Source organism: Ruegeria sp. BF8 (assembly GCF_056538625.1).
Window position 1 is genome coordinate 112659 of sequence record NZ_JBQFTL010000003.1, and the last position, 24491, is coordinate 137149.

The window sequence follows — 24491 nt, forward strand, 5'->3', positions numbered from 1 at the left end:
TTCCTTGCCCTTGTCGGCCTGATGGGGCAGGGAATGCGGCATGAGTGATTTCATGACCCGCGCCCGCGCCGCCGAACAGGCGATGCGCACCGTGTTTCCTGCAACGCCGTTGCAGCGCAATGCCCATCTGTCCGAGAAATACGATGCCGACATCTGGCTGAAACGCGAAGACCTCAGCCCGGTGCGGTCCTACAAGATCCGCGGTGCGTTCAACGCCATGCGCAAGCAGCAGGGACAGGACCTGTTCGTCTGCGCCAGCGCTGGCAACCACGCGCAGGGCGTGGCCTTTATGTGCAAGCACATGGGGGTCAAAGGCGTGATCTTCATGCCGGTGACGACACCTCAGCAAAAGATCCAGAAGACCCGAATCTTTGGTGGCGACAACATCCAGATCCACCTGACCGGCGACTATTTCGACCACACGCTTGCCGCGGCTCAGGACTGGTGCGCGCAGCAGGGCGGGTTTTTCCTGTCGCCCTTCGACGATGACGACGTGATCGAAGGGCAGGCCTCACTGGCCGTGGAGATCGAGGAACAGCTGGGCCGCCTGCCCGATCACGTGGTGCTGCCGGTGGGCGGGGGCGGCATGTCCTCGGGCGTGGCGACGTGGTTCGGCGACCGCACCCATTGCCTGTTCGTCGAACCCGCGGGCGGGGCCTGTCTGCGCGCGGCGCTGGCGGCGGGCCATCCGGTGTCGCTGGACAAGGTGGACAATTTCGTCGACGGCGCGGCGGTGGGCCGGATCGGTGACAAGCCGTTCCAGCTGTTGCGCGACCGGCATCTGTCGGACGTGATCGTCCTGCCCGAAGACCGCATCTGCACCACCATGATCGAGATGTTGAACGTGGAAGGCATCGTGCTGGAACCCGCCGGGGCCCTGGCGATCGAGGCGGTGGGCGACGTCCAGAGCTTTGTGCGCGGCAAGACGGTCGTCTGCGTCACCTCGGGCGGGAATTTCGATTTCGAGCGTCTTCCCGAGGTCAAAGAGCGGGCGCAGCGCTACTCGGGCGTCAAAAAATACTTCATTCTGCGCCTGCCGCAGCGACCCGGTGCGCTGAAGGAATTTCTGAACATCCTCGGCCCCGAAGATGACATCGCCCGGTTTGAATACATGAAGAAATCAGCGCGCAATTTCGGTTCAGTCCTGATCGGGATCGAGACCAGCAAGCCGGACAATTTCCTGCGCCTGTTTGCGCATCTCGACGATGCCGGGTTCGTCTATACCGACATCACCGAGGACGAGACGCTGGCGCAGTTTGTGATCTGACCGATTACAGGTTGTCCTTTAAGCCGGACATGAATTCCGCGCGCGAGCGGTCAAAAGCCGCGATGACCGCGTCCAGATCGACTTCCGCCCCATGGCCCGCAGCAGCGCGCCGTTCGCCATCCTGACAGAGTTTGGACAGGCTCTCAAAACCAAGGCTCAATGCACTGCCCTTGAGGAAATGCAGGTTCTGCTCAAGCGCGGATCGGTCGGTGTCCGACGTCAAGCGGCTCATGACCTCACCGACTTCATCCAGAAAAATCCGGACGACCTCGTCGAACTCCTCGGACCCGACTTCATCACGCAGCTGGCGCACCCTTGGCCAGTGTATCATCACCGTCCTCCACCTTGACCGAAACCGTCTCTGAATACCGGTCCGGGGTAAAATCCGGGTTAAGCCACTGCGGTGAACAGCTTTCATCGGTTGTTAAGCCGAGCGCCGTAGCTTTGCCCCACCCCAGTTGGAAAATACGCAGAGGTTTCGCGTGCGAGTGTCCAGCCAAATTGAGGCCAAGGCTGACCTGGATTTTGGAGCCATCCGGACTGTGCTGGTGGTCGATGACAGCCGCCTGCAACGCCGTATTCTGGTGGCATCGCTGAAGAAATGGGGATTCACGGTTGTCGAGGCCGACAGCGGTGAAGAAGCGATCGAGATCTGCAAAAAGGGCCTGCCCGATCTGGTGCTCAGTGACTGGGTGATGCCGGGCATGGGCGGGCTGGAATTCTGCCGCGCGTTTCGCGCGCTGGAGAACGACCAGTATACTTATTTCATCCTTCTGACCTCAAAAAGTGAAAAGCAGGAAGTCGCGCGCGGCCTGGATGCCGGTGCGGATGATTTCCTGATCAAACCGCTTGAAGCAGACGAGTTGCGGGCCCGCATTTCGGCAGGGGCCCGCATTCTTGATATGCAGCGCGAGCTTTCGGACAAGAACCGGTTGATCGAAACCGCATTGTCCGAACTGCGCCTTGCGCATGACGCCATCGACAAGGATCTGATCCAGGCGCGCAAGATACAGGAATCACTGGTGCCGGAACTCTATCGGGAATTTGGCAGGTCCCGGGTCAGCCTGCTGCTCAAACCCTGCGGCCACATCGGGGGTGACCTGGTGGGGATGTTTTCGCCGGGCGCGAACCGGATCGGGTTCTACAGCATCGATGTCTCCGGCCACGGTATCACGTCAGCAATGATGACGGCGCGGTTGGGCGGGTATCTGACCAGCCAGCATTTCGATCAGAACGTCGCAATGGAGAAGCGGTTCAACAAGTTCTACGCCTTGCTGCCACCCGAGCAGGTAGCCGCTATCCTGAATGCCCGCCTGATGGCCGACACGGGGATCGAGGAATATTTCACCATGGTCTACGCCATCGTGGATCTGCGCAACGGCCACCTTAGAATGGTTCAGGCTGGGCACCCCCATCCACTGCTGTTGCGCCGGACCGGCCGGGCAGAGTTCCTTGGGGATGGCGGCCTTCCCATCGGATTGCTGCCCGATGTGGCGTTCCAGCAGACCGAAACCTATCTGCAGCGCGGTGACAAGCTGCTGTTGTACTCGGACGGCTTCACCGAATGCCGTGTCAAAAACGGTGATCTTCTGGATGAGGATGGGCTGCAACGGATGGCGCTGGAATGCCTAGGGGCGAACAGCGGGCCGGAGTTTCTGGACGACATGTTCTGGCGATTGACTCAGGGCATGCCGCCGGGAACGGGGATGGAGGATGACGTTTCAGCTGTGTTTTTCGAGTACAACGGAAACTAAAGCCCGGATAGTTGCAGCCGCGCGAAGTGCCGGTCGCCTGCATTGCCCAACATGTGAACCGCATCGCCGGTGTTCATCCAAACCGCTTCGTGAAAGGGTTCGGTCGGTGGTCTTTTGCGCTGCACCGGGCGGGCCCGGTAGATCAGACAGACCTTCTCGGCCCACAAATCATATTCGGGCATGTAGGTGAATCGCCGGAACGCACCAACCCGCCGCGGGTCCGCGATCGACCATCCGGTTTCTTCGAACACTTCGCGATGCAGGGCGACTACTGGCGACTCGCCGGGGTCGATCCCGCCACCGGGCAGCTGCAAGTCGGGTCCGGGTTCGGTCTGGCAGGTCAGCAGCAGGCTGGCCCCGCGCGGCAGCAGCGCATAGACGCCGACCCGGCGCGTGTATTTCCGTCCCGGTTCCGGGGTTTCGCCGAACCGTCTGATCATGTAAGGACCCTTTCAACCCCGAATGTACGACCTATATGGTGGCGATATGCCAACTTGCGGCGCTTAAGGAAACCCCATGTCTCTTGGAACGAAAATCGCGTGGGACGATACCGTCCTGCCCTTTCAACTTGATGTATCGGATATGCGTGGCCGCGTGGCCCGGCTGGACGGGGTGCTGGACGGCATCCTGAAGCAGCATAACTACCCCGCGCAGGTCGAGGCGCTGGTGGCCGAGATGGCCTTGCTGACCGCGCTGATCGGCCAGACCGTCGCGCTGCGCTGGAAGCTGTCGCTGCAGGTTCAGTCCAAGGGGCCCGTGCGAATGATCGCCACCGACTATTACGCCCCGCGCGAAGAGGGCCAGCCCGCGCAGATCAGGGCCTATGCCAGCTTTGACCGTGACCGTCTGACCGAAGGTGCGCCCTTTGATCAGGTGGGCGAGGGATATTTTGCGATCCTGATCGACCAGGGCAAGGGAACGCAACCCTATCAGGGGATCACTCCGCTGGCCGGAGGATCGCTCAGTGCCTGCGCCGAGGCGTATTTCGCGCAGTCCGAACAGCTGCCGACCCGCTTCTCGCTCAGCTTTGGCCGGTCGACCGAGCCGGGTGTGGGCGAACGCTGGCGCGCCGGCGGCATCATGCTGCAGCACATGCCAAAGGCGTCTCCGTTTGTCGCCAGCGGCGAGGGTACGGGCGAAGTTCTGACAGCCGCCGATCTGGTCGATGGTCAGGAAGAAGAGAACTGGGGCCGGGTCAACATACTGCTGGACACGGTCGAGGATCTGGAAATGATCGGACCATCCGTGGCGCCGACCGATCTGCTGGTGCGCCTGTTCCACGAGGAACAGCCCCGCGTGTACGAGGCCCAGTCGGTGCAGTTCGGCTGCACCTGCTCCGAGGACCGCGTGCGTCAAAGCCTGTCGATCTACTCGGCCCAGGACATCGAGAAGATGACCACGGATGAAGGTACCGTAACCGCCGACTGCCAGTTCTGCGGCGCGCATTACGTGCTGGATCCGAAATCGGTCGGGTTCGAGGCCGAAGATCCGGATGGCGCCTGACCTGATCCCGCGTCTGAGCGCGGCGTTGGCCCGTCCGGGTGACGGGTCCAGCGACTTCGACCTCAATCCCGGCACGGTTCTGCCCGCGGGGCGCAAGCTGCGCCCCGCGGGTGTTCTGGTTGCCGTGGACCTGGCCCGTGGCGATCCGCGCCTGATCCTGACCAAGCGGTCCTCGGCCCTGAAACACCATCCGGGGCAGATCGCCTTTCCGGGTGGCAAGCAGGATGACACCGATGCGGATGTGACCGCAACCGCCCTGCGCGAGGCGCAGGAGGAGATCGGCCTGCCGCCGGACCTGCCACGCATTCTGGGTACCTTGCCGGTACATGAAACCGTCACGTCATTCGCCGTGACACCGGTGGTGGCGGTTCTGGAGCGCGGCTTTGACCCGGTGGCCGAACCGGGCGAGGTTGACGAAGTATTTTCGGTTCCTCTTGCGCATGTGCTGAACCCTGCGAATTATGTGGTTGAATCGCGCATCTGGCGCGGAACACGGCGGTATTACTTCGCGGTGCCCTTTGGCCCCTACTACATCTGGGGCGCCACGGCCCGCATGTTGCGCGGGTTGGCGGCACGGATGAACGAATGATGCGGATCACCGAAGACTGGATCACGAACCCGGTCACGCAGAACGTGTGTGCGGCGCTGACCGAGGGCGGCGCGCTGGCGCTGTTCGTTGGGGGTTGCGTCCGCAATGCGCTGTTGGGGGCGCCGGTCTCGGATCTCGACATCGCCACCGATGCCCGCCCGCAACAGGTGATGGACCTGGCCGAAAAGGCCGGGCTGAAGGCGGTTCCGACGGGGATTGATCATGGCACCGTGACCGTGGTCAGCGACGGCATACCGCATGAAATCACGACCTTTCGCCGCGACGTCGAAACCGATGGGCGGCGCGCGGTCGTGGCCTTTTCGGACCAGGTGGAAGAGGACGCCGCCCGCCGCGATTTTACGATGAACGCGCTTTACGCCCGCCCCGACGGCACCATTCTTGACCCGCTGGGCGGCCTGCCTGACCTGCAGGCGCGGCGCGTGCGGTTCATCGGCACGGCCCAAGATCGCATCCGCGAGGACTATCTGCGCTCGTTGCGGTATTTCCGGTTCCACGCCTGGTATGGCGATGCGCAGGCCGGGATGGACCCGGATGCTCTGGCGGCGATTGCGGCCGATCTGGATGGGCTCGACCGGCTGTCGCGCGAACGGGTCGGGGCCGAGATGTTGAAACTGCTGGCCGCGCCCGACCCGGCCCCATCGGTCGCCGCCATGCGCAGCATCGGCGTTCTGGCGCATCTGCTGCCCGGCGCCGACGATCGAGCGCTGCCGATCCTGATCCATCTTGAAACGCAGGCCGGGCTTGCCCCCGACGCGCTGCGCCGTCTGGCAGCCATCGCTGCGCCCGAGGTTGCCGGGACCCTGCGCCTCAGCAAGGCGCAGTTGGCTCGCTTGATCCGAATCCGAGACGGGGCGCAGGGCGGTGCCGGGGCGGCCGAATTGGGGTATCGGCTGGGCCAGCCAGACGGACAGGACGCGGCCCTTCTGCGCTGCGCCTTTCTGGAACAGCCCTGGACGGCTGAGACGGGCGCGGCCGTTGAAAAAGGGGCCGCAGAGACATTCCCGGTCAGGGCCGCCGATCTGCTCGGGCGTTACTCCGGCCCTGCGCTGGGCGCAAAACTGGCCGAACTGGAAAGCCGCTGGATCGCCTCGGATTTCACGCTGGACCGGGACGCGCTGCTGCAATATTGACGGGAAGTCTCAAAAGGGGATGACAAGCCCGCAGGTGTTCGGCTAGGTTGCGCCTGTCACATGGATGGAGGACTGCGAATGTATTACGGGATCTGGTTCGGCTAAAGCCAGAACACCTGACCCGTACGGGTGGTGTTTTGGCGCCATCTGCTTTCGCATTTTCAATTTTCCTGCTCAATCGGAGCACCTCCATGTTTCGCTATTTCGAAAACCTCGTAGACCCTTTTGTTGCATATGAAGAGGTGGACACGCCGCCGACGCGGCTGTGGCCTTTCATGCTGGATTATTCCCGCCCTTTTCGGCGCGTCTTCTTCTGGGCCGCGCTGATGTCGATCATCGTGGCCGCGGTCGAGATCGGGCTGATCTATTATATGGGCCGGGTCGTCGACCTGCTGGGCGGATCGCCGTCCGAAGTCTGGCAGGCCCAGGGGACCGAGCTGGTTCTGGTGGCGCTGTTCATCCTGTTCCTGCGCCCGATCCTGCATGTGCTGGACGTGCTGTTGCTGAACAACGCGATCCTGCCCAATTTCGGAACGCTGATCCGCTGGCGGGCGCACAAGCACGTTCTGCGCCAGTCGGTCGGTTGGTTCGAGAATGATTTTGCCGGGCGAATCGCCAACCGCATCATGCAGACCCCGCCCGCCGCGGGCGAGGTGGTGTTCCAGGTGTTCGATGCGATCTCGTTCTCGCTGGCCTATCTGATCGGCGCGGCGATCCTGCTGATGGCTGCCGATCCGCGCCTGCTGCTGCCGCTGCTGATCTGGTTCGCGCTCTATGCGCTGCTGGTGCGCTGGACGGTACAGAGGGTCGGGCCGGCGTCGCAGGCCGCGTCCGATGCGCGGTCCACGGTGACGGGCCGGGTGGTCGACAGCTATACCAACATCCACTCGGTGAAGATGTTCGCCCATGCCCAGCAGGAGCTCGACTATGCGCGCGAAGCAATCGAAGAGACCCGGCGCACCTTCCAGACCGAAATGCGCATCTTCACCATCATGGATGCCGTTCTGGTCGCGCTGAACGGCGTGCTGATCATCGGTGTGGTCGGCTGGGCCATTTACCTGTGGATGCAGGGCAGTGCCTCGGTCGGGGTGGTGGCGGCGGCCACCGCGCTGACGCTGCGGCTGAATGCCATGACCGGCTGGATCATGTGGGCTCTGACCAGCTTCTTCCGCCAGCTGGGCGTTGTGGCCGAGGGGATGGAGACCATCGCCCAGCCCGTCGACCTGCTGGATGCGCCGGGCGCCAAACCATTGCAACTGACCGACGGCCGGATCGAGATCCGCGACCTGTCGCACCATTATGGCCGCGAGACCGGCGGGCTGGATCACGTCAATCTGACCATCCAGCCGGGCGAGAAGGTCGGGCTGATCGGGCGCTCGGGGGCCGGGAAGTCGACCTTGGTCAAGCTGCTTTTGCGGTTCTACGACGTGGAAAGCGGTGCGATCCTGATCGACGGGCAGGACATCCGCACCGTCACCCAGGACAGCCTGCGCCGCAATATCGGCATGGTTCAGCAGGACAGCGCGCTGCTGCACCGCTCGGTGCGCGACAACATCCTGTATGGCCGCCCCGATGCCACCGAAGACCAGATGATCGCCGCCGCCAAACAGGCCGAGGCGCATGACTTCATCCTCGACCTGCAGGACCCGCAGGGCCGCACCGGCTATGATGCCCATGTGGGCGAGCGCGGCGTCAAGCTGAGCGGCGGGCAGCGGCAGCGGGTGACGCTGGCGCGGGTGATCCTGAAGGACGCGCCGATCTTGTTGTTGGACGAGGCCACATCCGCCCTAGATTCCGAGGTCGAAGCCGCTATCCAGGAGACGCTATACGGTATGATGCAGGGCAAGACCGTGATCGCCATCGCGCACCGGCTCAGCACCATCGCCCAGATGGACCGCATCCTGGTGATGGACGGAGGCCGGATCGTCGAGGAAGGCACCCATGCCGATCTTTTGGAGCAGGGCGGTCTTTACGCCCAGTTCTGGGCGCGCCAATCTGGCGGCTTCATGAACCCCGAGGCCGCGGACGAGGCAGCAGAATGACGGTCGCAGACCTGATCAAACCGTTTGAACCCACCCAGACGCCCCCGCCGCAAAGGCTGGGGGCGTTCATTCGCTGGTGCCTGACAGGGGCCTGGCCCATGTTGTTCGCCGCTGCGCTGTTTTCGGCCCTGGCAGGCGCGATGGAGGCCGGAACCGCCTGGATTCTGGGCTGGGTGATCGACATCGCGACCGCCAGCGGCCCCGAGAACTTTCTGACACCGCGAAACCTGTGGATGATCCTGGGCGCCGTGGCGTTCTTCATGCTGATCCGGCCGCTGCTGTTCGGGCTGTCCTCGGTGTCGAACAATTATATCGTCATGCCCAACATCCCGCCGCTGGTCCTGGCCAAGCTGAACCGCTGGACGTTGGGGCAGTCGGTCACCTATTTCGACGACGATTTTGCCGGCCGCATCGCCCAGAAACAGATGCAGACGGCCAATGCCCTGACCTCGGTCGTATCGGAAACCATCAGCGCCATCGTCTTTGCCTTGGCCTCGCTCGTGGGATCTTTGCTTTTGTTAGGGTCTATTCATCCCCTCGTCATGCTGCCCTTCGTGGCTTGGCTGGCTGTGTATTTCCTGCTGGTGCGCTGGTACCTGCCGCGCATCCGTACACGCTCGGCCGCGCGGGCCGGAGCGCGGGCGATGGTGTCGGGACAGGTGGTGGACACGATCACCAACATCAAGACCGTCAAGCTGTTTGCCCATTCCGAGTTCGAGGATCAGGCCGCGCGCGACTCGATGGTTGCGCTGCGCGACAAGTCTCTGGCCTTTGGCAAACTGTCGGCCAGTTTCCGGTTCATTTTGATGACACTGGCGGGGCTTCTGCCGGTTCTGCTGTTGGGCGCGACGCTGTGGCTGTGGCAGGCCGGGTCGGCGACCACCGGGGATATCGTGGCGGCGGGCGCCATTTCGATCCGCATCGCGCAGATGACGGGCTGGGTCAGCTTTACCCTGATGGGTATCTACGCCCATGTGGGCGAGATCGAGAACGGCATGAAAACCCTGGCGCGGCCCGACCGGGTCGAGGATGCGCCGGACGCCACCGAGCTGACGGTGCCCGAGGGCCGGATCGAGTTCCGCGATGTCAGCTTTGCCTATGGTCGCGACGTGGGCGGAGTCTCGGACCTGACGCTGACGGTGCAGCCGGGCGAGAAACTGGGCATCGTCGGTGCCTCGGGGGCGGGGAAGTCCACCCTGGTTTCGCTGCTGCTCAGGCTCTATGACAGGGAAAATGGGCAGATTCTGATCGACGGGCAGGACATCGCCCGCGTCACGCAGGACAGCCTGCGCCGCCAGATCGGCATGGTCACGCAGGAAACCGCGATGTTCAACCGTTCGGCCCGCGACAACATCCTGTACGGTCGGCCCGATGCCAGCGAAGACCAGATGATCGCCGCCGCCAAAAAAGCCGAGGCGCATGATTTCATCCTCGATCTGCAGGACGGGCAGGGGCGCAAGGGCTATGACGCGCATCTGGGCGAGCGCGGCGTCAAGCTGAGCGGCGGCCAGCGTCAGCGCATTGCTTTGGCCCGCGCGATCCTGAAGGACGCGCCGATCCTCGTGCTGGACGAGGCGACCTCGGCGCTGGATTCCGAGGTCGAGGCCGCGATCCAGACCGCGCTGCACCGGGTGATGGAAGGCAAGACCGTTCTGGCCATCGCCCACCGCCTGTCCACCCTCAGCGAGATGGACAGGATCATCGTTCTGGATCACGGGCGCATCGTGGAAAGCGGGCCGCATGACACTCTGCTGGCGCAGGGCGGGTTGTATGCGCGGTTCTGGCACCGCCAGTCGGGCGGGTTCATCCAGACCGAGGCCGCCGAATAAGGGTTTTGTTGGCGCATCAGCCCGGCTATCAGGCAGGCCATGACGCAGGAATACACCATTCTCCGCCTCGGGCATCAGGGCGACGGCATCGCCGAGGGCCCGGTCTATGCCCCCCGAACGCTGCCCGGAGAGCGGGTCAGCGGCGCGTTGGACGGCTCGGTGCTGACCGATATCAAGGTGCTTACGCCGTCGGACGATCGGGTCAAGCCGCCCTGCCGCCACTACAAAAGCTGCGGCGGTTGCCAGTTGCAGCACGCCTCGGACACCTTCGTGGCCGATTGGAAGGTCGAGGTGGTGCGTACCGCCTTGGCCGCTCAGGGGCTGCAGGCCCAGATGCGCCCGATCTTGACGTCGCCACCGCAGTCGCGTCGCCGCGCCACCATCGCGGTGCGCCGCACCAAGAAGGGCGCGCTGGCGGGGTTCCACGGGCGCGCCTCGGACGTGATCACCGAGATTCCCGATTGTCAGCTGCTGGACCCGGCGCTGACCGCTGCCATCCCCGTGGCCAAGGCGCTGGCCGAACTGGGCGGCAGCCGCAAGGGCGTGTTGTCTGTCACCCTGACCCTGTCCGAAGCCGGACTGGACGTGGCGGTGCAGGGCGGCAAGCCGCTGGATGGCCCGCTGGAACTGGCGTTGGCGCAGGCGACCGAGCAGCACAGTCTGGCGCGGCTGGCCTGGGATGGCGAGGTGATCGCCATGCGCAACCCACCCGCACAGCGTTTCGGCACCGCGCAGGTGGTCCCGCCGCCGGGGGCCTTCCTTCAGGCCACGAAAGACGGAGAACAGGCTCTGACACAGGCTGTTTTCGAGATTGTCGGCCCGGTCAAGCGGGTGGTTGATCTGTTCGCGGGCTGCGGCACGTTCTCGTTGCCGCTGGCGCAACGGGCCGAGGTTCATGCCGTAGAAGGCGCGGCCGACATGACCCGTGCGCTGGATCAGGGCTGGCGCAAGTCCACGGGATTGAAACAGGTCACGACCGAGGCGCGCGACCTGTTCCGCCGCCCCTTGATGCCGGACGAGCTGCGCCGCTTCGACGCCGTGGTTCTGGACCCTCCGCGCGCCGGCGCCGAGGCCCAGGTGGCCGAGCTGGCTCAGGCCCGCCGTCCGGTCATCGCCTATGTGTCCTGCAACCCTGTGACCTTCGCGCGTGATGCAAAAATTCTGGTTCAGGCGGGCTATGCCCTTGAATGGGTCCAAGTGGTTGACCAATTTCGATGGTCATCCCACAGCGAACTGGTGGGCAGCTTCAAACTGGCAGAGACCCCATGACCCGACAGGAGACCCTCCGCATGACGATCCGGCAGCGCCTGCAGGCCTTTGTCGAAAACCCGCGGTTTTCGCAATTCATCACCGGCGTCATCTTGGTGAACGCGGTTCTGCTGGGCATGGAAACCTCGGACGGCCTGATGGCGAAATTCGGGCCGGTGATCGTGCTGCTCGACACCATCTGCCTGACCATCTTCGTGGCCGAGATCGCAATGAAACTGGTGGCCAACGGGCGCCGTTTCTTCCTCAATGGCTGGAACATCTTCGATTTCGTGATCGTCGGCATCGCCTTGGTGCCCGGCGGTGCGGGTCTTTCGGTGTTGCGTGCGCTGCGGATCCTGCGGGTGCTGCGGGTGATATCGGTTGCGCCACGTCTGCGCCGGGTGGTCGAGGGCTTCATTTCGGCCTTGCCGGGCATGGCAAGCGTGTTCCTGTTGATGGCGATCCTGTTCTATATCGGTGCTGTGATCTCGACCAAACTGTTCTCGGACAGCTTTCCGGAGTGGTTCGGTGATCTGGGTCTGTCGGCCTACACCCTGTTCCAGATCATGACGTTGGAAAGCTGGTCGATGGGCATCGTCCGCCCGGTGATGGAGGTGTATCCCTACGCCTGGCTGTTCTTCGTGCCCTTCATCATGGTCACCACCTTTGCGGTCGTGAACCTGCTGGTCGGTCTGATCGTGAATTCGATGCAGGATGCCCACCACGCCGAGGATGAAGTCAAGACGGATGCCTATCGGGACGAGGTGCTGGACCGGCTGGAGTCGATCGAACGCCGCCTGACCGAGCATATGAACAGCAAAAAGTGATTTCCGTTTCTGCCGGATTTTGGCATTATGCGAAAAAACGAGCAGGCAGTGAAATCATGGATCGTCGAGCATTTGGATTGGGTGCACTGGCAACACTGAGCCTTTCGGCTTGTGGAAGTGCGGGCCCCCGGTTTTTGACCTACAACGGACCCGAGGTGACATCCATCGTGGTGAACAAGGGCGCGCGCAAGATGTACCTGCTGCATCACGAGCAGATCTTGCGCGAGTATGATGTCGAGCTTGGGTTCGCTCCAAGCGGCACAAAGGTCAAGCGCGGAGACGGTCGCACACCCGAGGGCACCTACCTGATCGACCGCCGCAACCCTCGCAGCCGATATCACCTGTCGCTGGGGATTTCCTATCCCAACAGCCAGGATATCGCCAAGGCAAAGGCGATGGGCTTTGACCCGGGTGGAGACATTTTCATTCACGGCCAACCGAACCTGCGCAAGGAGTTCAAGCGCGCGAAGAAGACGCCGGATTGGACCGCTGGCTGCATCGCCGTCAAGAACGAAGAGATCGAAGAGATCTATGCGATGGTGAACGAAGGTACGTTGATCACCGTGCGTCCCTGATAGGCCGCCATTTCCCGAATCCGAACTGCAGATAATCGCGCTGATAGGTTTCCTCGGCCAGCGCCTCGAGTTTGCCATCGTAGATCTGATCCAACGAATAGGGCTGGTCCGGCGCGGGCACGCCGGGCTTCGGCGGGGCATTGTGCCCCAGGCCGCGGGCCAGATCCGGTAGCGCGGTGGCCATCTCTTCCTCGCGCAGTATGAGGTCGGGCAGGGCAAAGCCCGCAATCCCCTCCAGCATGCGGGCCTGCGTGCACCACAGCCCGTCGACCCGGATCGGGGTCTGGCCAGAGAGATTCAGCTGCAGAAACTCAAGAAACGCCGAAAACGCCTGATAGTGCTGCTCGAGCGAATAGTTTCCATCGCGCACCTGGCCCGGGATCGGCAACTTGAACCCGTTGCGCAGCCGGTTTCGGATTCCGGCATATGCGCCGGGCCCGGTGTCGAGGATCCGTTCGCAAAACACCGAATGCGCCCGCGCCAACGGGTGTCGCAGGACCGTGAATTTCCGGTGACCCGGATGCGCCTTCATCCAGCGGCGCACCTGTTTCTGGTTTCGGTCGGTGATTAGCTCGCCGCCATCAAGTTCGGACATCCATTGAACCACGATCTGTTCCGGTCCACCACGGATCGGCAGATACATCAACGGCGTTTCCGCGGCCGCGATATGACGCGAAACGGCCGGGCCCCGTCGTGGTTCAAAGTTCGGCGTTCGGTGCAGGTTGAACCGGTCCAGCGCCGCAAGGGCCGCATCCATGGCTTCGGGATTGGTCACCTTGGATAAGGCCGGTTCCGGGTTCTGAGGTTTGAGATCCGGAGCCAGTTGATCCAGACGCGCCTCAACCCCCAGCCATGCCGCCAGTCCGTTCAGAACATCCAGTTGGGTCAGATCCTCGTAACCGATGTAAAATGCGGTCTGGCCCGTTTTTTGCAGCTGGTTGACCAAACTCAGTTGAAACGCCTGCTGCTCCTCCACGTAGTCCCGGAACTCGTCCGCATCAAACGCAACCTTGGTGGCGCGCCTGCGTTTGACGTTGGTCAGCATCCACTGCTGGGTCTCCCGCGCAATCTTGAGCGAGATGTAGCTGTCCAACGGGTTGCGGTTGAGAATGATCTTTGCGCAGCGCGGATCGTTCAGCGCCATCGCCAGGGCCCGCGGGTCGTGCGAGTGAAAAAACCGGAACCCGTGCAGACCCTCCGGCGCGGAACGCATTGCTTCGATCAGTCGGTCCGGCGCAGCATCCCTGTCTTCCAGTGAAAGTCCCAGCACTTCGGTTGCTTTCGGGTATCCGATGAAGTGCGGATTGAACGCCTCGCCATGACACTGCACGCCGTCCAACGCATTCAGGTTTGCCTCCAGCAGGTTCGACCCGGTGCGCATTTCGGCAAGAATGATGAAATAGTCAAAGTCGGTCGGCATGCGGGGTCATTGCACCAGGTAGGGCTTGCGATACGGGCGGGTCTGATTGCCGAATACATCGTCGGCAGGAAAGTCGCCCATCAGGTGAGGGTGCATTCCCTGGTTCTTGAGGTTTTGCAGGAACTTTCCAAACCCGGCCAGATCAACCATCGTCGGCGCCTCGATCAGATGGCTGGGCTGCGTCGCGCCCATCCCTTCAAGAACGGTTTGCAGGTGTTCCATCGGGGATTCAACGAACTCGGCCATTGACCAAACATGCACGCGCGCTTTGGTCCACACGGAATCCAGCACCTCAAGCTGTTCGGTCTCAATCTTTTGCAGGCGGGCCGCTTCGGCGCGGATGTCGGCGAAATTCATGTTCGACCGAAACAGGGGAACAGCCCAGGCACCGGTGACCACGCAGACCTGTGCGTTCTTGTCTCTCGCCAGAAACCAATTGATCTTCTGGGTGTCAGCGGGGCCGAATTGAAAACACTGGCGTTCGCCCCGGGTGTTCCAGATCAGGTTCGACAGAAACGCCGTCGGATTGTAGTCGCGCAAAATGGCGTTGTCGCTGAGGGACCCGTTCAGGATAGTCTCTCCTTCGGCGAATTCGGCGCGCTTGGGGTTGAAAAGATGCCCATGGACGCGGGCGCCTGACGCATTGCCCAGCCAGCTTTCAAAGCCCTCAAACAACTCGGAAAAACCCTGAAACACGGAGTAAGGAAACGCGGTCAGGCCGTTTTCGCTGCCATGGCGGGGAAAACGGCTTTGCATGTACAGGCCGTCGCGGCCGCGGGTACGACGCTCGACCGCTTTGGAAAATACGCGGTCAATCTTGCCGGGATTGGGCTCGGCGGGTTTTCCGGCGAGGGACTGATCGTTCAGAAACGCCTGATACAGCCGGTCGGCGCGCGGCCAGATCTTGCGGGCGACGAAACAATCGGATCGGCGCAGCAACTGCAGGTGATCGTCATAGAAGATGTGCGGGCGGCCCTGATAGTCGAATTTCGACAGGGTCAGCGATCGGCTTTCGATCTGGGTGGAATAGAGCCGCGCCAGCGTCTGGAAATAGCTTTCGTCGGGGATCCAGACATGCCGGAAATATCGATCATAGACACCTCGCTTGGGGTCCTGCAGGATCGCGGTCAGGGTCTGCCGCGTCAGGCACCACCACTGGCTGCCCATATGCGGGATCAGCCCGTTGGGGATTGTCCGCCGATATCCGACCGCGCGCTGAAGCTTGACGAAGCGGTCAAACAGCTTGCGGTGTTTGCGCCACGAGAAGGGAAACCTCAGAGTAAAGCGTTCGAGGTCCAGCCCGCCCACGGTCCAGCTGACATCGGCGGTGGTGGCGCTTTCAATGAAATCCACGCGGGGCCGGTCGCTCAGGTAATCGATCAGGTCCTGAACCGGGCGCAATGGCAGGCAAGAGCCGGATGACAGAAAGACATGGCGTATGTCGGGAAAGCGCTCCAGGATCAGTGTCGCGGCCGATTGCGAAGCCGCAACGATGCCCCAGCCGCCCCACTCGCAGACCTGGCGGTCGCAGAACAGGATCAGCGGATCATCCCCGCAGGCTGCGACAAAGTCTTTGAACACGGCCGGGTCGACCTTGCGGTCGACGTGGATGACCACCGGACAACCTGCCGCGGTCCAGTGCCGGGCAACCTGCTCAGCCCGGTCCAGCGCAGTGTGGACCAGCATCACGATGCCCAGGGTCCCGCTCATGCCCAGTTCCCTTTGGACATCAGACCCAGAATCTCAAGTTGGCGCCAGTTGATGTATTTCTCGGACCATTTGCACCAGAAAACCGGTTTGCTCTCCAACTGGTCGACATAGGCCCTGTATTCGCCGGACGCGCGGTAGTGTTCACCGCGCTGCAGTTCTTCGCGGGCTTTGTCACCCAGCGTGTTGATCAGCTTGGCATGCAGCAATGCGCCGCTGGTTTTCTCGCCGCCCCACTCGTCGTAGACCTGGTTCAGGCCGCGCGGCAGCAGCGCATGGGTCGAGCTGACATAGACATAGCGCCGATCCCATTTGACCAGAGGGATCTTGTTCAGCGCGGGCGCTTTCGCGGGCTTGTCCTGAAAGAAAACCCTTGCCCGTGGCCCGCCCTGAATCCACAGGTTTCCATAGGCCGGGTTCTTGGTGATCATGTAGTTGCCCGAGTCGAACCATGCGGCAATCTCGAACGGGTCCTGCCCCTCGTGATAGGTGGCCTCCTGTATCGGCCCCTCGGGATACATGTCCAGCAGCATCGTCCCGAAGCTGCGCACCCCGGTGCCGTCCAGCCAGTCGGTCAGCGCGTCGATGGGACGTGTGTCGCAGAACGGATAAATCAGGAACTCGTCCGGATCTACGGTCAGGACCCAGTGTCCATGGGCGTATTTCCGCAGCAAGTAGTTGGACCAGTCGATCCCGAATGTCGAACGGCGATAGCTGGCATTCGTATACCAGACCGAGACATCGGGCTGCGCCTTGAGATAGTCCAGCGTGCCATCCGTGCTGTCATTGTCGACGAACAGGAAATGCCGGACGCCCAGCTTGCGGTAATAGTCCAGAAAATAGGGCAGGCGGATCTTTTCGTTGCGCACGACGCTCATCAGCAGAACATCACCGGACCGGATCTGCCGGGTGTTGTTGCGGACGGTGCGCAGATCGCGTCTTCGGCGGATGCAGCGCACAAGACGGCGCTTGCGCCGCAGTCTCATCCGGTAAGAATCCAAAAGGCTCACGCGCTGCCCAACCTTCTTGTAATACGCGAGCATGCCCGGGGTCCGCATTTGGTCAGACGGGAGCCGGACACTAACGTTTTATGACATTTTCGCACCTTGCGAAGCAATGTATTTAAAAGCCGTTAGCCAAGCATGGGTTTTTGGGGCACAGGATTCCCCGTTCACGTCCACCCGCCCGCTGACAGCAGTCCAAGGCTCTGCAGATGCGCCCAGCCTGAATACCGTTCTGATTGTGGAGTCCAAAGGTCGGGCCCGGCAATGATGCCATCATAGTATGGCCCGAATTGGTCGGGATCATGAAAATGCTGGCGCCTTTGTTTTTCGATGCGCGACTTCTCGACGACTTGCGGCAGGAATTTCGTGTGCAACAGGACGCCCGAGGGGGTTTGCCCGGAAGGCCCGCCATAGGCAAAATTCAGGTGTCGGGGCAGGGCCGAGTGACAGGAGTTCACGAAGGCATAGCGACGGTCCCACTTCACCAACGGAATCTTGTTCAGGGTCGGAGACCGGTCCGGGCAATCGGCAAAGAAGGCGCGTTCGCGAACGCCGCCTTGCACCCACAGGTTTCCCAGCGGCTCTTGCCGGCGGGCCCTGTAAGGGCCGGAATCGAACCAGTTCAAAGTTTCGGTCGGGTCGGTCTCGGGATCATAGGGCACCGCGCCCAACGGGCCTTTCGGGTATAGATCAAGCATCAGCGCGCCAAAGGCCGGCTGTCCGATTTGGTCCAGCCATCCCGTCAGATCGTGCAGGTCGCGGCCGTTGTGATGGGCATAGATCAGCAGTTCGTCCGCATCCACCATCAGCGTCCAATGACCATGGCCATGCCGCATCTGCAACCAAGTCAGCCAGTCCAGCCCGAACCGAGCCTCGTGATAGCTGGCCTGCGTTTGCCACAGCGACACGTCCGGCTGGTTCAGCAGATAGGTGGTCGAACCGTCATCGCTGCCGTTGTCGACCATCAGGAAATGATCGACCCCCAGCCTGCGATAGTGGCGCAAGAACCAGGGCAGGCGCTCGATCTCGTTGCGCAGGGTGGTAAAGGCCAGGATGTCGGTGGGCGCGATCAGCCGGGTCTTGTCCGAAACCGGCGTCAACGCGTGGCGGCTGCGGAAGGACCGCCACAACAGGCGCTTGCGTTTCAGGCGCAGGCGGTATCTGCGAACCCAGCCCGGGGCGTTTTCGTCATGGTGGTGCGCGGCGCCCATGGCTCGATCACTTTTCGTAATGGCCATTCTGATGCCAGCGCCAGGCATCGGCGATCATCACTTCCAGCCGCGACCGTTTGGGCCGCCAGCCCAGTTCGGCCTCGGCCCGGGTCGAGCCTGACACCAGCTTGGTGCAGTCGCCCGCCCGGCGCGGACCGGTGATGAAGGGCACCTCGCGATTGGTCACGCTGTGCGACTGCGCGATCACCTCTTTTACTGAAAACCCGGTGCCGGTGCCCAGGTTGAACACCCGGCTGCCCTTGCCCTGTTCCAGCCAGCGCAGGCCCAGCACATGCGCATCCACCAGGTCGCAGACATGGACATAGTCGCGGATGCAGGTGCCGTCGGGCGTGTCGTAATCGGTGCCATAGACGGTCAGCGCGTCGCGCTTGCCGTCGATCGCATCCAACAGCAGCGGAATCAGATGCGTCTCGGGGCGGTGGAACTCGCCCACGTCGCCGTCAGGGTCGGCACCCGCCACGTTGAAATAGCGAAAGATCACGTGGTTCAGCCCGTGCGCCTGTTCGAAATCGCGCAGGATGTCCTCGATCGTGCGTTTGGAGGCGCCATAGGCGTTCAGCGGGTGTTGCGGCGTGGTTTCGTCCAGCACCACGTTGTCGTGGTCGCCATAGGTTGCACAGGTGGACGAGAACACGAAGTCCAGGCAGCCGGCGGCCACAGCCGCCTCAATCAGGTTCAGCGATCCGGTGACGTTGTTGCGCCAGTACCGGCCCGGCTCGCTCATGGCTTCGCCGACCTGGCTGAGCGCGGCGAAATGCATCACCGCCGCCGGTTGGTACTTGGCAAAGACCTGGTCTAGCCGCGCGCGGTCCAGAAGATCGCCCTGTTCGAACGGGCCGAATTTCACCGCATCCTGCCAGCCGGTGACAAGGTTGTCATAGGTCACGGGCACATAGCCCGCCTGCGCCAGCGCCTTGCAGGCATGAGATCCGATATATCCGGCGCCGCCGGTCACGAGTATGTTTTTCATCCGTGGTCCTGCCGAATGTCTGCCCGTCATGGATTAGCTGCTCGGCCGCCCGCGCGGAACGGGGAATTTGCGCCTATTCCAACCCCATCGCGCCCATCATGCTTTCGATCCTGGCCACGTCCTGCGGATTGTTCAACTCCCAGAACTGACGGCCTTTTGCCTCGACCTCGACACACAGAACCTTGCGCCCGTTTTCCATGAACCGCAGCTGTTCCAGCCCCTCGAGCCGTTCCAGCGGCCCGACCGGCCAGCCCGGATAGGCGGCCAGCGCGTCGGGCCGGTAGGCGTAGACGCCCACATGGTGGAACACCGGCGTCGGATCCGACCCGGCATAGGTTTCGGCGGTGAAGGGGATCACTTCCTTCGAGAAATAGAGCGCGCTGTGATCGGTCGCGAAGACGGCGGTGGTGCCGCCCACCCGGCCATGCCTGCGGTCATTCAGCAGCCCGTTCAGCGCCTCGCCGTCGCACCGCAGCACCGGCGTGGCCACGCCGGCCTCGGGCGCGGCGCGCAGGCCATTGACCAGATCCTCGATGAACCAATGCGGGGTCAGGGGGGCGTCGCCCTGCAGGTTGACCACGATCTCGTACCCGCCGCCCAACCTGTCATGCGCCTCGGCGCAGCGTTCGGTGCCGTTGGCGCAGCTTTCCGAGGTCATCACCACCTCGGCGCCAAAGCCCTCGGCTGCAGCGCGGATACGGTCGTCATCGGTGGCCACCACCACCCGGTCGACGTCCGAAACCGACATGGCCGCGCGCCAGGACCTTTCGATCAGGGTCATGGGCTTTCCCGTTGCGCCGGTCAGCGGCACCAGCGGTTTGCCCGGATAGCGGGTCGAGGCATAGCGGGCGGGGATCGCGATCAGAACCGACATCAGGCCTCCTTGAGTTCGACGCCGGGGGCATAGGCGATGAAGAACGGGTTGGCATAGCCCTCCTTGCCGTAGGTCAGCGGCGTGTGGTCGTCGAAACGCACCACATGGCCCCCGGCACCGGCCAGAACCGCGTGGCCTGCGGCAGTGTCCCACTCCATCGTGCGGCCGACACGCGGGTAGAGGTCGGCCTCGCCCGTGGCCACAAGGCAGAATTTCAGCGAGGAGCCCGCCGACTTGCTGTCTTTGACCTGGTATTTGTTGATGTAGTCATCCGTAGCCTGGTCGCGATGCGATTTCGAAGCCACCACCAAAAGCGCCGAATTGTCAGGATCAGAGACTGAAATCGGGGTCACTTCGCCCGGTTTGTCCTTGTCCAGGGCGCCAGTTTCCTCGGCCGAGCGGCCATCGGCCAGGGTATAGAACATGCGCCCGCGGGCCGGGGCATAGACCACGCCGCGGGTGGGCACGCCGTTTTCGACCAGCGCGATGTTCACGGTGAAATCGCCACGTCGGTTGATGAATTCCTTGGTGCCGTCCAGCGGATCGACGATCAGAAAGGTGTCGCCCTGCTTGCTGTGCGATGCGGCCTGTTCCTCGGTCACCAGCAGGATGTCGGGGAAGGCGGCGCGCAGCCCGGCCGAGATCAGGGCATCGGCAGCTTCGTCGGCTTCGGTCACGGGGCTGGAATCGGACTTGACCTTCACGTCAAAATCATCGGCATCGTAGATCTCCATGATCTTGTCGCCCGCTTCCAGGGCCAGGCGTCTGATCACGGGGATGAGGTCGTCATAGGTCACAAAAATGCTCCGTTTCCATGGTTTGTTGATCCGAAAACCTGACGAACTTATGCTGTGCCGGATACGGAACGGCAAGGAATTCGTGCCACGCTGGCGGAACAAAACCGGGAAAGAGCGTTCGAGTGTTCTATTACAAGCGAAGCAGCAGCCTTGTGGGTGGGGCATTCAACCTTGCGGAACTGGTGTTTCATGCCGTGGTCCGCAACATCCGCTCGCAGCATTCCAACGCCGTAATCGCCATCATGATGAACATCGTCCAGGTCGTTTTGATGGCGACGGTGTTCTATTTCATCATGTCGTTTCTGGGCGGACGGGTTGCCAAGATACGGGGTGAGTTCATCCTGTACATCCTGTCCGGCATCTTTCTGTTCATGACGCACATCAAGTCCGTCGGTGCGATCGCGGGGCTTGGAGGCACCAACAACCCCATGATGCTGCATTCGCCGATGAACATGATGGTTCTGCTTTTGGCCGCCGCCTTCGGGACCTTGTACACGCAGGTCGTTTCAATCCTGGTGATCCTGTTCGTCTACAGCGTCGCGGTCAATCCGATCGAGATGCAGGACCCGGGCGGCGCGTTCGCGATGCTGATCCTTGCTTGGTACACCGGCTGCGCGGTCGGTCTGGTCTTCATGGCGCTCAAGCCGTGGATGCCGCAGACCTCCACCATTCTCAGCAATGTCTATCGCCGGATGAACATGATCTTCTCGGGCAAGATGTTCGTGGGCAATGCGCTGGGCGGATGGATGCTGGCCATGTTCGCCTGGAACCCGTTGTTTCACGTGATCGATCAGTGCCGCGGTTTCGTGTTTCGCAACTATTTTCCGCGCAATTCCAGCTGGGAATATGCGCTTTGGGTCGGTATCGCCCTGATGATGATCGGGTTGCTGGGAGAGTTCTTTACCCGCAAGCACATCTCGAAAAGCTGGGATGCGCGCCGTTAGGTTGCCACGCGCAGCGTCAGGTTGATCCGGCCCCCTTTGGGCAGCAGGCGCGAAGAGCTGAAGCGGATCCGGTCGATACCGTGATAGGCCAACCGGGCGGGACCGCCCATGACGACCACGTCGCCGGAACTCAGCCAGACGGACTCGGTTTTGCCGCCGCGGGTCGTGTTGCCGATCCGGAACAAGGCGTCATCGCCCAACGAAACCGACAGGACCGGCCACGAGAAATCGGCCTCGTCCTTGTCCTGGTGCATTCCCATCTTTGCGCCTTCGCCGTAGTAGTTGATCAGACAGCAATCGGGATCTCGATCGGTTCCGGCAAGGTCGCGCCAGATCGACAGGATCGGGTCCGGAATGGCAGGCCACGCCATGCCCTTGGGGTGCGCGTCTTGGTACCGGTATCCAGCCCCGTCCGACACCCAGCCCAGGGTTCCGGCAGACGTCATGCGAACCGACATTTTGCGCCCCGAAGCGGTGCTGGGATGAAACAGCGGAGCGGCTTTCAGAATCGGCCGCAGTAGCTCGATGATCTGCCGCTGAGCAGCGCCGTCCAGATGGCCTTTTCGGATGTCGAACCCCCGTAAATTCAGGCGCGTCATGACAGAAACCTCATTCCTTTCGAAATCCTTGCCAAAAAAGGCCCAAGATTCCCGAAAACCTGCATTTCACAACGCTTGCAGGCCTCAGGCCTCGCCCTTATATACGCCGGGACGCGCGATGGTGTAGACCTGTCGCGCCCAGCAGATCGGGGCAGGGATGCCGTAACGGGTTCCGGCCTCGGGACATCGCCTTGAAAAGAAAGGGATCGAAAAATGGGAAAAGTAATCGGGATTGACCTCGGGACCACCAACTCGTGCGTAGCCATCATGGACGGCGCGCAGCCGAAGGTCATCGAAAACGCGGAAGGGGCGCGGACCACGCCCTCGATCGTCGCCTTCACCGAAGACGAGCGACTGGTCGGGCAGCCGGCGAAACGCCAGGCGGTCACCAACCCCGACAACACGATTTTTGGCGTCAAGCGCCTGATCGGGCGTCGTGTGGATGACGCAGAAGTCCAGAAGGACAAGAAAATGGTGCCCTACGCCATCGTCGATGGCGGCAACGGCGACGCTTGGGTCGAGGCCCGCGGGCAGAAATACTCTCCAAGCCAGATCTCGGCCTTCATCCTCGGCAAGATGAAAGAAACCGCTGAAAGCTATCTGGGTGAAGAAGTCACGCAGGCCGTGATCACCGTTCCGGCCTATTTCAACGACGCTCAGCGTCAGGCCACCAAGGACGCAGGCAAGATCGCCGGTCTGGAAGTGCTGCGGATCATCAACGAACCGACTGCCGCCGCGCTGGCCTATGGCCTGGACAAGCAGGACAGCCAGACCATCGCGGTCTATGACCTTGGCGGTGGTACCTTCGACGTGACCATTCTGGAAATCGACGACGGCCTGTTCGAGGTCAAATCGACCAATGGTGACACCTTCCTGGGTGGTGAAGACTTTGACATGCGCATCGTCAACTACCTGGCCGACGAGTTTAAAAAGGAACACGGCGTCGACCTGAGCCAGGACAAGATGGCGCTGCAGCGTCTGAAGGAAGCCGCAGAGAAGGCCAAGATCGAGCTCAGCTCGACCACCCAGACCGAGATCAACCAGCCGTTCATCTCGATGGGCGCGAACGGTCAGCCGCTGCACATGGTCATGAAGCTGACCCGTGCCAAGCTGGAATCGCTGGTCGGCGACCTGATCAAGAAGTCGCTGAAGCCCTGCCAGGCCGCTCTGAAAGACGCCGGCATCTCGGCCAGCGATGTGGATGAGGTTGTTCTGGTCGGTGGTATGACCCGGATGCCGAAAGTCATCGAAGAGGTGACCAAGTTCTTCGGCAAGGAGCCGCACAAAGGTGTGAACCCGGACGAAGTCGTGGCCATGGGTGCTGCGATCCAGGCCGGTGTTCTGCAAGGCGACGTCAAGGACGTGGTTCTGCTGGACGTGACCCCGCTGTCGCTGGGCATCGAAACTCTGGGCGGCGTGTTCACCCGCCTGATCGACCGCAACACCACGATCCCGACCAAGAAGTCCCAGGTCTTCTCGACCGCCGAGGACAACCAGAACGCCGTGACCATCCGGGTGTTCCAGGGTGAGCGTGAAATGGCTGCGGACAACAAGATCCTGGGCCAGTTCAACCTTGAAGACATCCCGCCGGCCCCGCGCGGCATGCCTCAGATCGAGGTGACCTTCGACATCGACGCCAACGGCATTGTCTCGGTTTCGGCCAAGGACAAAGGCACCGGCAAGGAACAGAAGATCACGATCCAGGCCTCGGGCGGACTGTCGGAAGAAGACATCGAGAAGATGGTCAAGGACGCCGAGGAAAACGCCGAAGCCGACCGCAAGCGCAAGGAGCTGGTCGAAGCCAAGAACCAGGCCGAAAGCCTGATCCACGCGACCGAGAAATCGATCGAGGAGCATGGCGACAAGGTCGATCCGTCGACCATCGAGGCCATCGAACTGGCGCTGGCGGCCCTCAAGGACGAGGTCGAGTCGGACAATGCCGACAAGATCAAGGCTGGCATCCAGAACGTGACCGAAGCGGCCATGAAACTGGGTGAGGCGATCTACAAGGCGCAGTCCGAAGAGGCCAGCGACGAACCGGCAGCCGCGGATGCGGGTCCCGGCGATGACGACATCGTCGATGCCGAGTTCGAAGACCTGGACGATGACAAGCGCAACTAACGGGTAACCGGGCCAATTCGGGCCGGTCCGGATGCCGG

General features: G+C 62.2%; 22 protein-coding genes. 12 read left to right on the forward strand and 10 right to left on the reverse strand.

The window, feature by feature from the left end:
* The first annotated feature begins 40 nt into the window (after window positions 1-40).
* Window positions 41-1267: a threonine ammonia-lyase IlvA gene (gene ilvA / locus ACR0LD_RS11125; RefSeq protein WP_170443857.1), complete on the forward strand. Its 1227-nt coding sequence runs from the start codon at window positions 41-43 to the stop codon at window positions 1265-1267.
* Window positions 1268-1271: 4 nt separating this feature from the next.
* On the opposite strand, the gene ACR0LD_RS11130 is transcribed toward ilvA, so the two are convergent.
* The gene (locus tag ACR0LD_RS11130; protein ID WP_480636968.1) at window positions 1272-1598 is read right to left on the reverse strand and encodes an Hpt domain-containing protein; all 327 of its coding nucleotides are present in this window, start codon (window positions 1596-1598) and stop codon (window positions 1272-1274) included.
* Between the two features lie 157 nt (window positions 1599-1755).
* On the opposite strand from ACR0LD_RS11130, the gene ACR0LD_RS11135 reads away from it, so the two are divergent.
* The gene (locus ACR0LD_RS11135) at window positions 1756-3021 is read left to right on the forward strand and encodes a PP2C family protein-serine/threonine phosphatase (protein WP_480636970.1); all 1266 of its coding nucleotides are present in this window, start codon (window positions 1756-1758) and stop codon (window positions 3019-3021) included.
* Here the strand turns inward: ACR0LD_RS11135 and ACR0LD_RS11140 are convergent.
* Window positions 3018-3461 (reverse strand): NUDIX hydrolase, encoded by a 444-nt coding sequence (locus tag ACR0LD_RS11140; protein WP_480636972.1) that lies wholly within the window; start codon window positions 3459-3461, stop codon window positions 3018-3020. The two genes, ACR0LD_RS11135 and ACR0LD_RS11140, sit on opposite strands and share 4 nt — an antisense overlap.
* A gap of 76 nt (window positions 3462-3537) precedes the next feature.
* Here ACR0LD_RS11140 and hslO point away from each other — a divergent pair, with 76 nt between their 5' ends.
* From hslO to ACR0LD_RS11180, 8 genes are all read left to right on the forward strand, one after another.
* Window positions 3538-4524 (forward strand): Hsp33 family molecular chaperone HslO, encoded by a 987-nt coding sequence (hslO, locus tag ACR0LD_RS11145; protein WP_170373157.1) that lies wholly within the window; start codon window positions 3538-3540, stop codon window positions 4522-4524.
* Window positions 4514-5113, forward strand: coding sequence for a CoA pyrophosphatase (locus ACR0LD_RS11150; protein WP_170459490.1), 600 nt, complete (start codon window positions 4514-4516; stop codon window positions 5111-5113). The genes hslO and ACR0LD_RS11150 overlap by 11 nt, the downstream gene beginning before the upstream one ends.
* Window positions 5113-6264: a CCA tRNA nucleotidyltransferase gene (locus ACR0LD_RS11155; protein WP_480637407.1), complete on the forward strand. Its 1152-nt coding sequence runs from the start codon at window positions 5113-5115 to the stop codon at window positions 6262-6264. The genes ACR0LD_RS11150 and ACR0LD_RS11155 overlap by 1 nt, the downstream gene beginning before the upstream one ends.
* A gap of 191 nt (window positions 6265-6455) precedes the next feature.
* Complete coding sequence (locus tag ACR0LD_RS11160; RefSeq protein WP_170361134.1) at window positions 6456-8306, forward strand: ABC transporter ATP-binding protein; 1851 nt, start codon at window positions 6456-6458, stop codon at window positions 8304-8306.
* Window positions 8303-10135, forward strand: a complete 1833-nt coding sequence (locus tag ACR0LD_RS11165) for an ABC transporter ATP-binding protein (protein WP_480636974.1) — start codon at window positions 8303-8305, stop codon at window positions 10133-10135. The genes ACR0LD_RS11160 and ACR0LD_RS11165 overlap by 4 nt, the downstream gene beginning before the upstream one ends.
* Before the next feature lie 39 nt (window positions 10136-10174).
* On the forward strand, window positions 10175-11404 hold the full coding sequence (locus ACR0LD_RS11170; RefSeq protein WP_480636976.1) for a class I SAM-dependent RNA methyltransferase: 1230 nt from the start codon (window positions 10175-10177) through the stop codon (window positions 11402-11404).
* Window positions 11405-11424: 20 nt separating this feature from the next.
* Window positions 11425-12210, forward strand: coding sequence for an ion transporter (locus ACR0LD_RS11175; protein ID WP_170364389.1), 786 nt, complete (start codon window positions 11425-11427; stop codon window positions 12208-12210).
* A gap of 56 nt (window positions 12211-12266) precedes the next feature.
* Window positions 12267-12785 (forward strand): L,D-transpeptidase family protein, encoded by a 519-nt coding sequence (locus tag ACR0LD_RS11180; RefSeq protein WP_093963918.1) that lies wholly within the window; start codon window positions 12267-12269, stop codon window positions 12783-12785.
* Here the strand turns inward: ACR0LD_RS11180 and ACR0LD_RS11185 are convergent.
* The 7 genes from ACR0LD_RS11185 to cysQ form a co-directional block, all read right to left on the reverse strand.
* A complete protein-coding gene (locus ACR0LD_RS11185; protein WP_170525550.1) occupies window positions 12769-14205 on the reverse strand; it encodes a nodulation protein NodH in 1437 nt (478 codons plus the stop codon). The two genes, ACR0LD_RS11180 and ACR0LD_RS11185, sit on opposite strands and share 17 nt — an antisense overlap.
* Window positions 14206-14211: 6 nt before the next feature.
* Window positions 14212-15915, reverse strand: coding sequence for a DUF5927 domain-containing protein (locus tag ACR0LD_RS11190; RefSeq protein WP_480636978.1), 1704 nt, complete (start codon window positions 15913-15915; stop codon window positions 14212-14214).
* Window positions 15912-16898, reverse strand: coding sequence for a glycosyltransferase family 2 protein (locus ACR0LD_RS11195; RefSeq protein ID WP_480636980.1), 987 nt, complete (start codon window positions 16896-16898; stop codon window positions 15912-15914). Before ACR0LD_RS11195 ends, ACR0LD_RS11190 begins: the two co-directional genes overlap by 4 nt.
* A gap of 185 nt (window positions 16899-17083) precedes the next feature.
* Window positions 17084-18127: a glycosyltransferase family 2 protein gene (locus tag ACR0LD_RS11200; RefSeq protein ID WP_480637408.1), complete on the reverse strand. Its 1044-nt coding sequence runs from the start codon at window positions 18125-18127 to the stop codon at window positions 17084-17086.
* Window positions 18128-18134: 7 nt separating this feature from the next.
* Window positions 18135-19118 (reverse strand): UDP-glucose 4-epimerase GalE, encoded by a 984-nt coding sequence (gene galE, locus ACR0LD_RS11205; protein WP_480636982.1) that lies wholly within the window; start codon window positions 19116-19118, stop codon window positions 18135-18137.
* 73 nt (window positions 19119-19191) lie between these two features.
* Window positions 19192-19992: a 3-deoxy-manno-octulosonate cytidylyltransferase family protein gene (locus tag ACR0LD_RS11210; protein WP_480636983.1), complete on the reverse strand. Its 801-nt coding sequence runs from the start codon at window positions 19990-19992 to the stop codon at window positions 19192-19194.
* The gene (cysQ, locus tag ACR0LD_RS11215; protein WP_170361150.1) at window positions 19992-20789 is read right to left on the reverse strand and encodes a 3'(2'),5'-bisphosphate nucleotidase CysQ; all 798 of its coding nucleotides are present in this window, start codon (window positions 20787-20789) and stop codon (window positions 19992-19994) included. Before cysQ ends, ACR0LD_RS11210 begins: the two co-directional genes overlap by 1 nt.
* A gap of 122 nt (window positions 20790-20911) precedes the next feature.
* On the opposite strand from cysQ, the gene ACR0LD_RS11220 reads away from it, so the two are divergent.
* A complete protein-coding gene (locus ACR0LD_RS11220; protein WP_093963926.1) occupies window positions 20912-21733 on the forward strand; it encodes an ABC transporter permease in 822 nt (273 codons plus the stop codon).
* Here the strand turns inward: ACR0LD_RS11220 and ACR0LD_RS11225 are convergent.
* Complete coding sequence (locus ACR0LD_RS11225; RefSeq protein WP_480636985.1) at window positions 21730-22332, reverse strand: alpha-ketoglutarate-dependent dioxygenase AlkB family protein; 603 nt, start codon at window positions 22330-22332, stop codon at window positions 21730-21732. The two genes, ACR0LD_RS11220 and ACR0LD_RS11225, sit on opposite strands and share 4 nt — an antisense overlap.
* A gap of 213 nt (window positions 22333-22545) precedes the next feature.
* Between ACR0LD_RS11225 and dnaK the strand changes: the two genes are divergently transcribed.
* Window positions 22546-24453 (forward strand): molecular chaperone DnaK, encoded by a 1908-nt coding sequence (gene dnaK, locus ACR0LD_RS11230; protein ID WP_170342692.1) that lies wholly within the window; start codon window positions 22546-22548, stop codon window positions 24451-24453.
* Window positions 24454-24491: the final 38 nt, after the last annotated feature.

Coding starts and splice junctions, on each gene's coding strand:
- ilvA (WP_170443857.1), top strand. CDS start 41: ATGAGTGATTTCATGACCCGCGCCCGCGCCGCCGAACAGGCGATGCGC.
- ACR0LD_RS11130 (WP_480636968.1), bottom strand. CDS start 1,598: ATGATACACTGGCCAAGGGTGCGCCAGCTGCGTGATGAAGTCGGGTCC.
- ACR0LD_RS11140 (WP_480636972.1), bottom strand. CDS start 3,461: ATGATCAGACGGTTCGGCGAAACCCCGGAACCGGGACGGAAATACACG.
- hslO (WP_170373157.1), top strand. CDS start 3,538: ATGTCTCTTGGAACGAAAATCGCGTGGGACGATACCGTCCTGCCCTTT.
- ACR0LD_RS11150 (WP_170459490.1), top strand. CDS start 4,514: ATGGCGCCTGACCTGATCCCGCGTCTGAGCGCGGCGTTGGCCCGTCCG.
- ACR0LD_RS11155 (WP_480637407.1), top strand. CDS start 5,113: ATGCGGATCACCGAAGACTGGATCACGAACCCGGTCACGCAGAACGTG.
- ACR0LD_RS11160 (WP_170361134.1), top strand. CDS start 6,456: ATGTTTCGCTATTTCGAAAACCTCGTAGACCCTTTTGTTGCATATGAA.
- ACR0LD_RS11165 (WP_480636974.1), top strand. CDS start 8,303: ATGACGGTCGCAGACCTGATCAAACCGTTTGAACCCACCCAGACGCCC.
- ACR0LD_RS11170 (WP_480636976.1), top strand. CDS start 10,175: ATGACGCAGGAATACACCATTCTCCGCCTCGGGCATCAGGGCGACGGC.
- ACR0LD_RS11175 (WP_170364389.1), top strand. CDS start 11,425: ATGACGATCCGGCAGCGCCTGCAGGCCTTTGTCGAAAACCCGCGGTTT.
- ACR0LD_RS11180 (WP_093963918.1), top strand. CDS start 12,267: ATGGATCGTCGAGCATTTGGATTGGGTGCACTGGCAACACTGAGCCTT.
- ACR0LD_RS11185 (WP_170525550.1), bottom strand. CDS start 14,205: ATGCCGACCGACTTTGACTATTTCATCATTCTTGCCGAAATGCGCACC.
- ACR0LD_RS11190 (WP_480636978.1), bottom strand. CDS start 15,915: ATGAGCGGGACCCTGGGCATCGTGATGCTGGTCCACACTGCGCTGGAC.
- ACR0LD_RS11195 (WP_480636980.1), bottom strand. CDS start 16,898: ATGAGACTGCGGCGCAAGCGCCGTCTTGTGCGCTGCATCCGCCGAAGA.
- ACR0LD_RS11200 (WP_480637408.1), bottom strand. CDS start 18,127: ATGGGCGCCGCGCACCACCATGACGAAAACGCCCCGGGCTGGGTTCGC.
- galE (WP_480636982.1), bottom strand. CDS start 19,118: ATGAAAAACATACTCGTGACCGGCGGCGCCGGATATATCGGATCTCAT.
- ACR0LD_RS11210 (WP_480636983.1), bottom strand. CDS start 19,992: ATGTCGGTTCTGATCGCGATCCCCGCCCGCTATGCCTCGACCCGCTAT.
- ACR0LD_RS11225 (WP_480636985.1), bottom strand. CDS start 22,332: ATGACGCGCCTGAATTTACGGGGGTTCGACATCCGAAAAGGCCATCTG.
- dnaK (WP_170342692.1), top strand. CDS start 22,546: ATGGGAAAAGTAATCGGGATTGACCTCGGGACCACCAACTCGTGCGTA.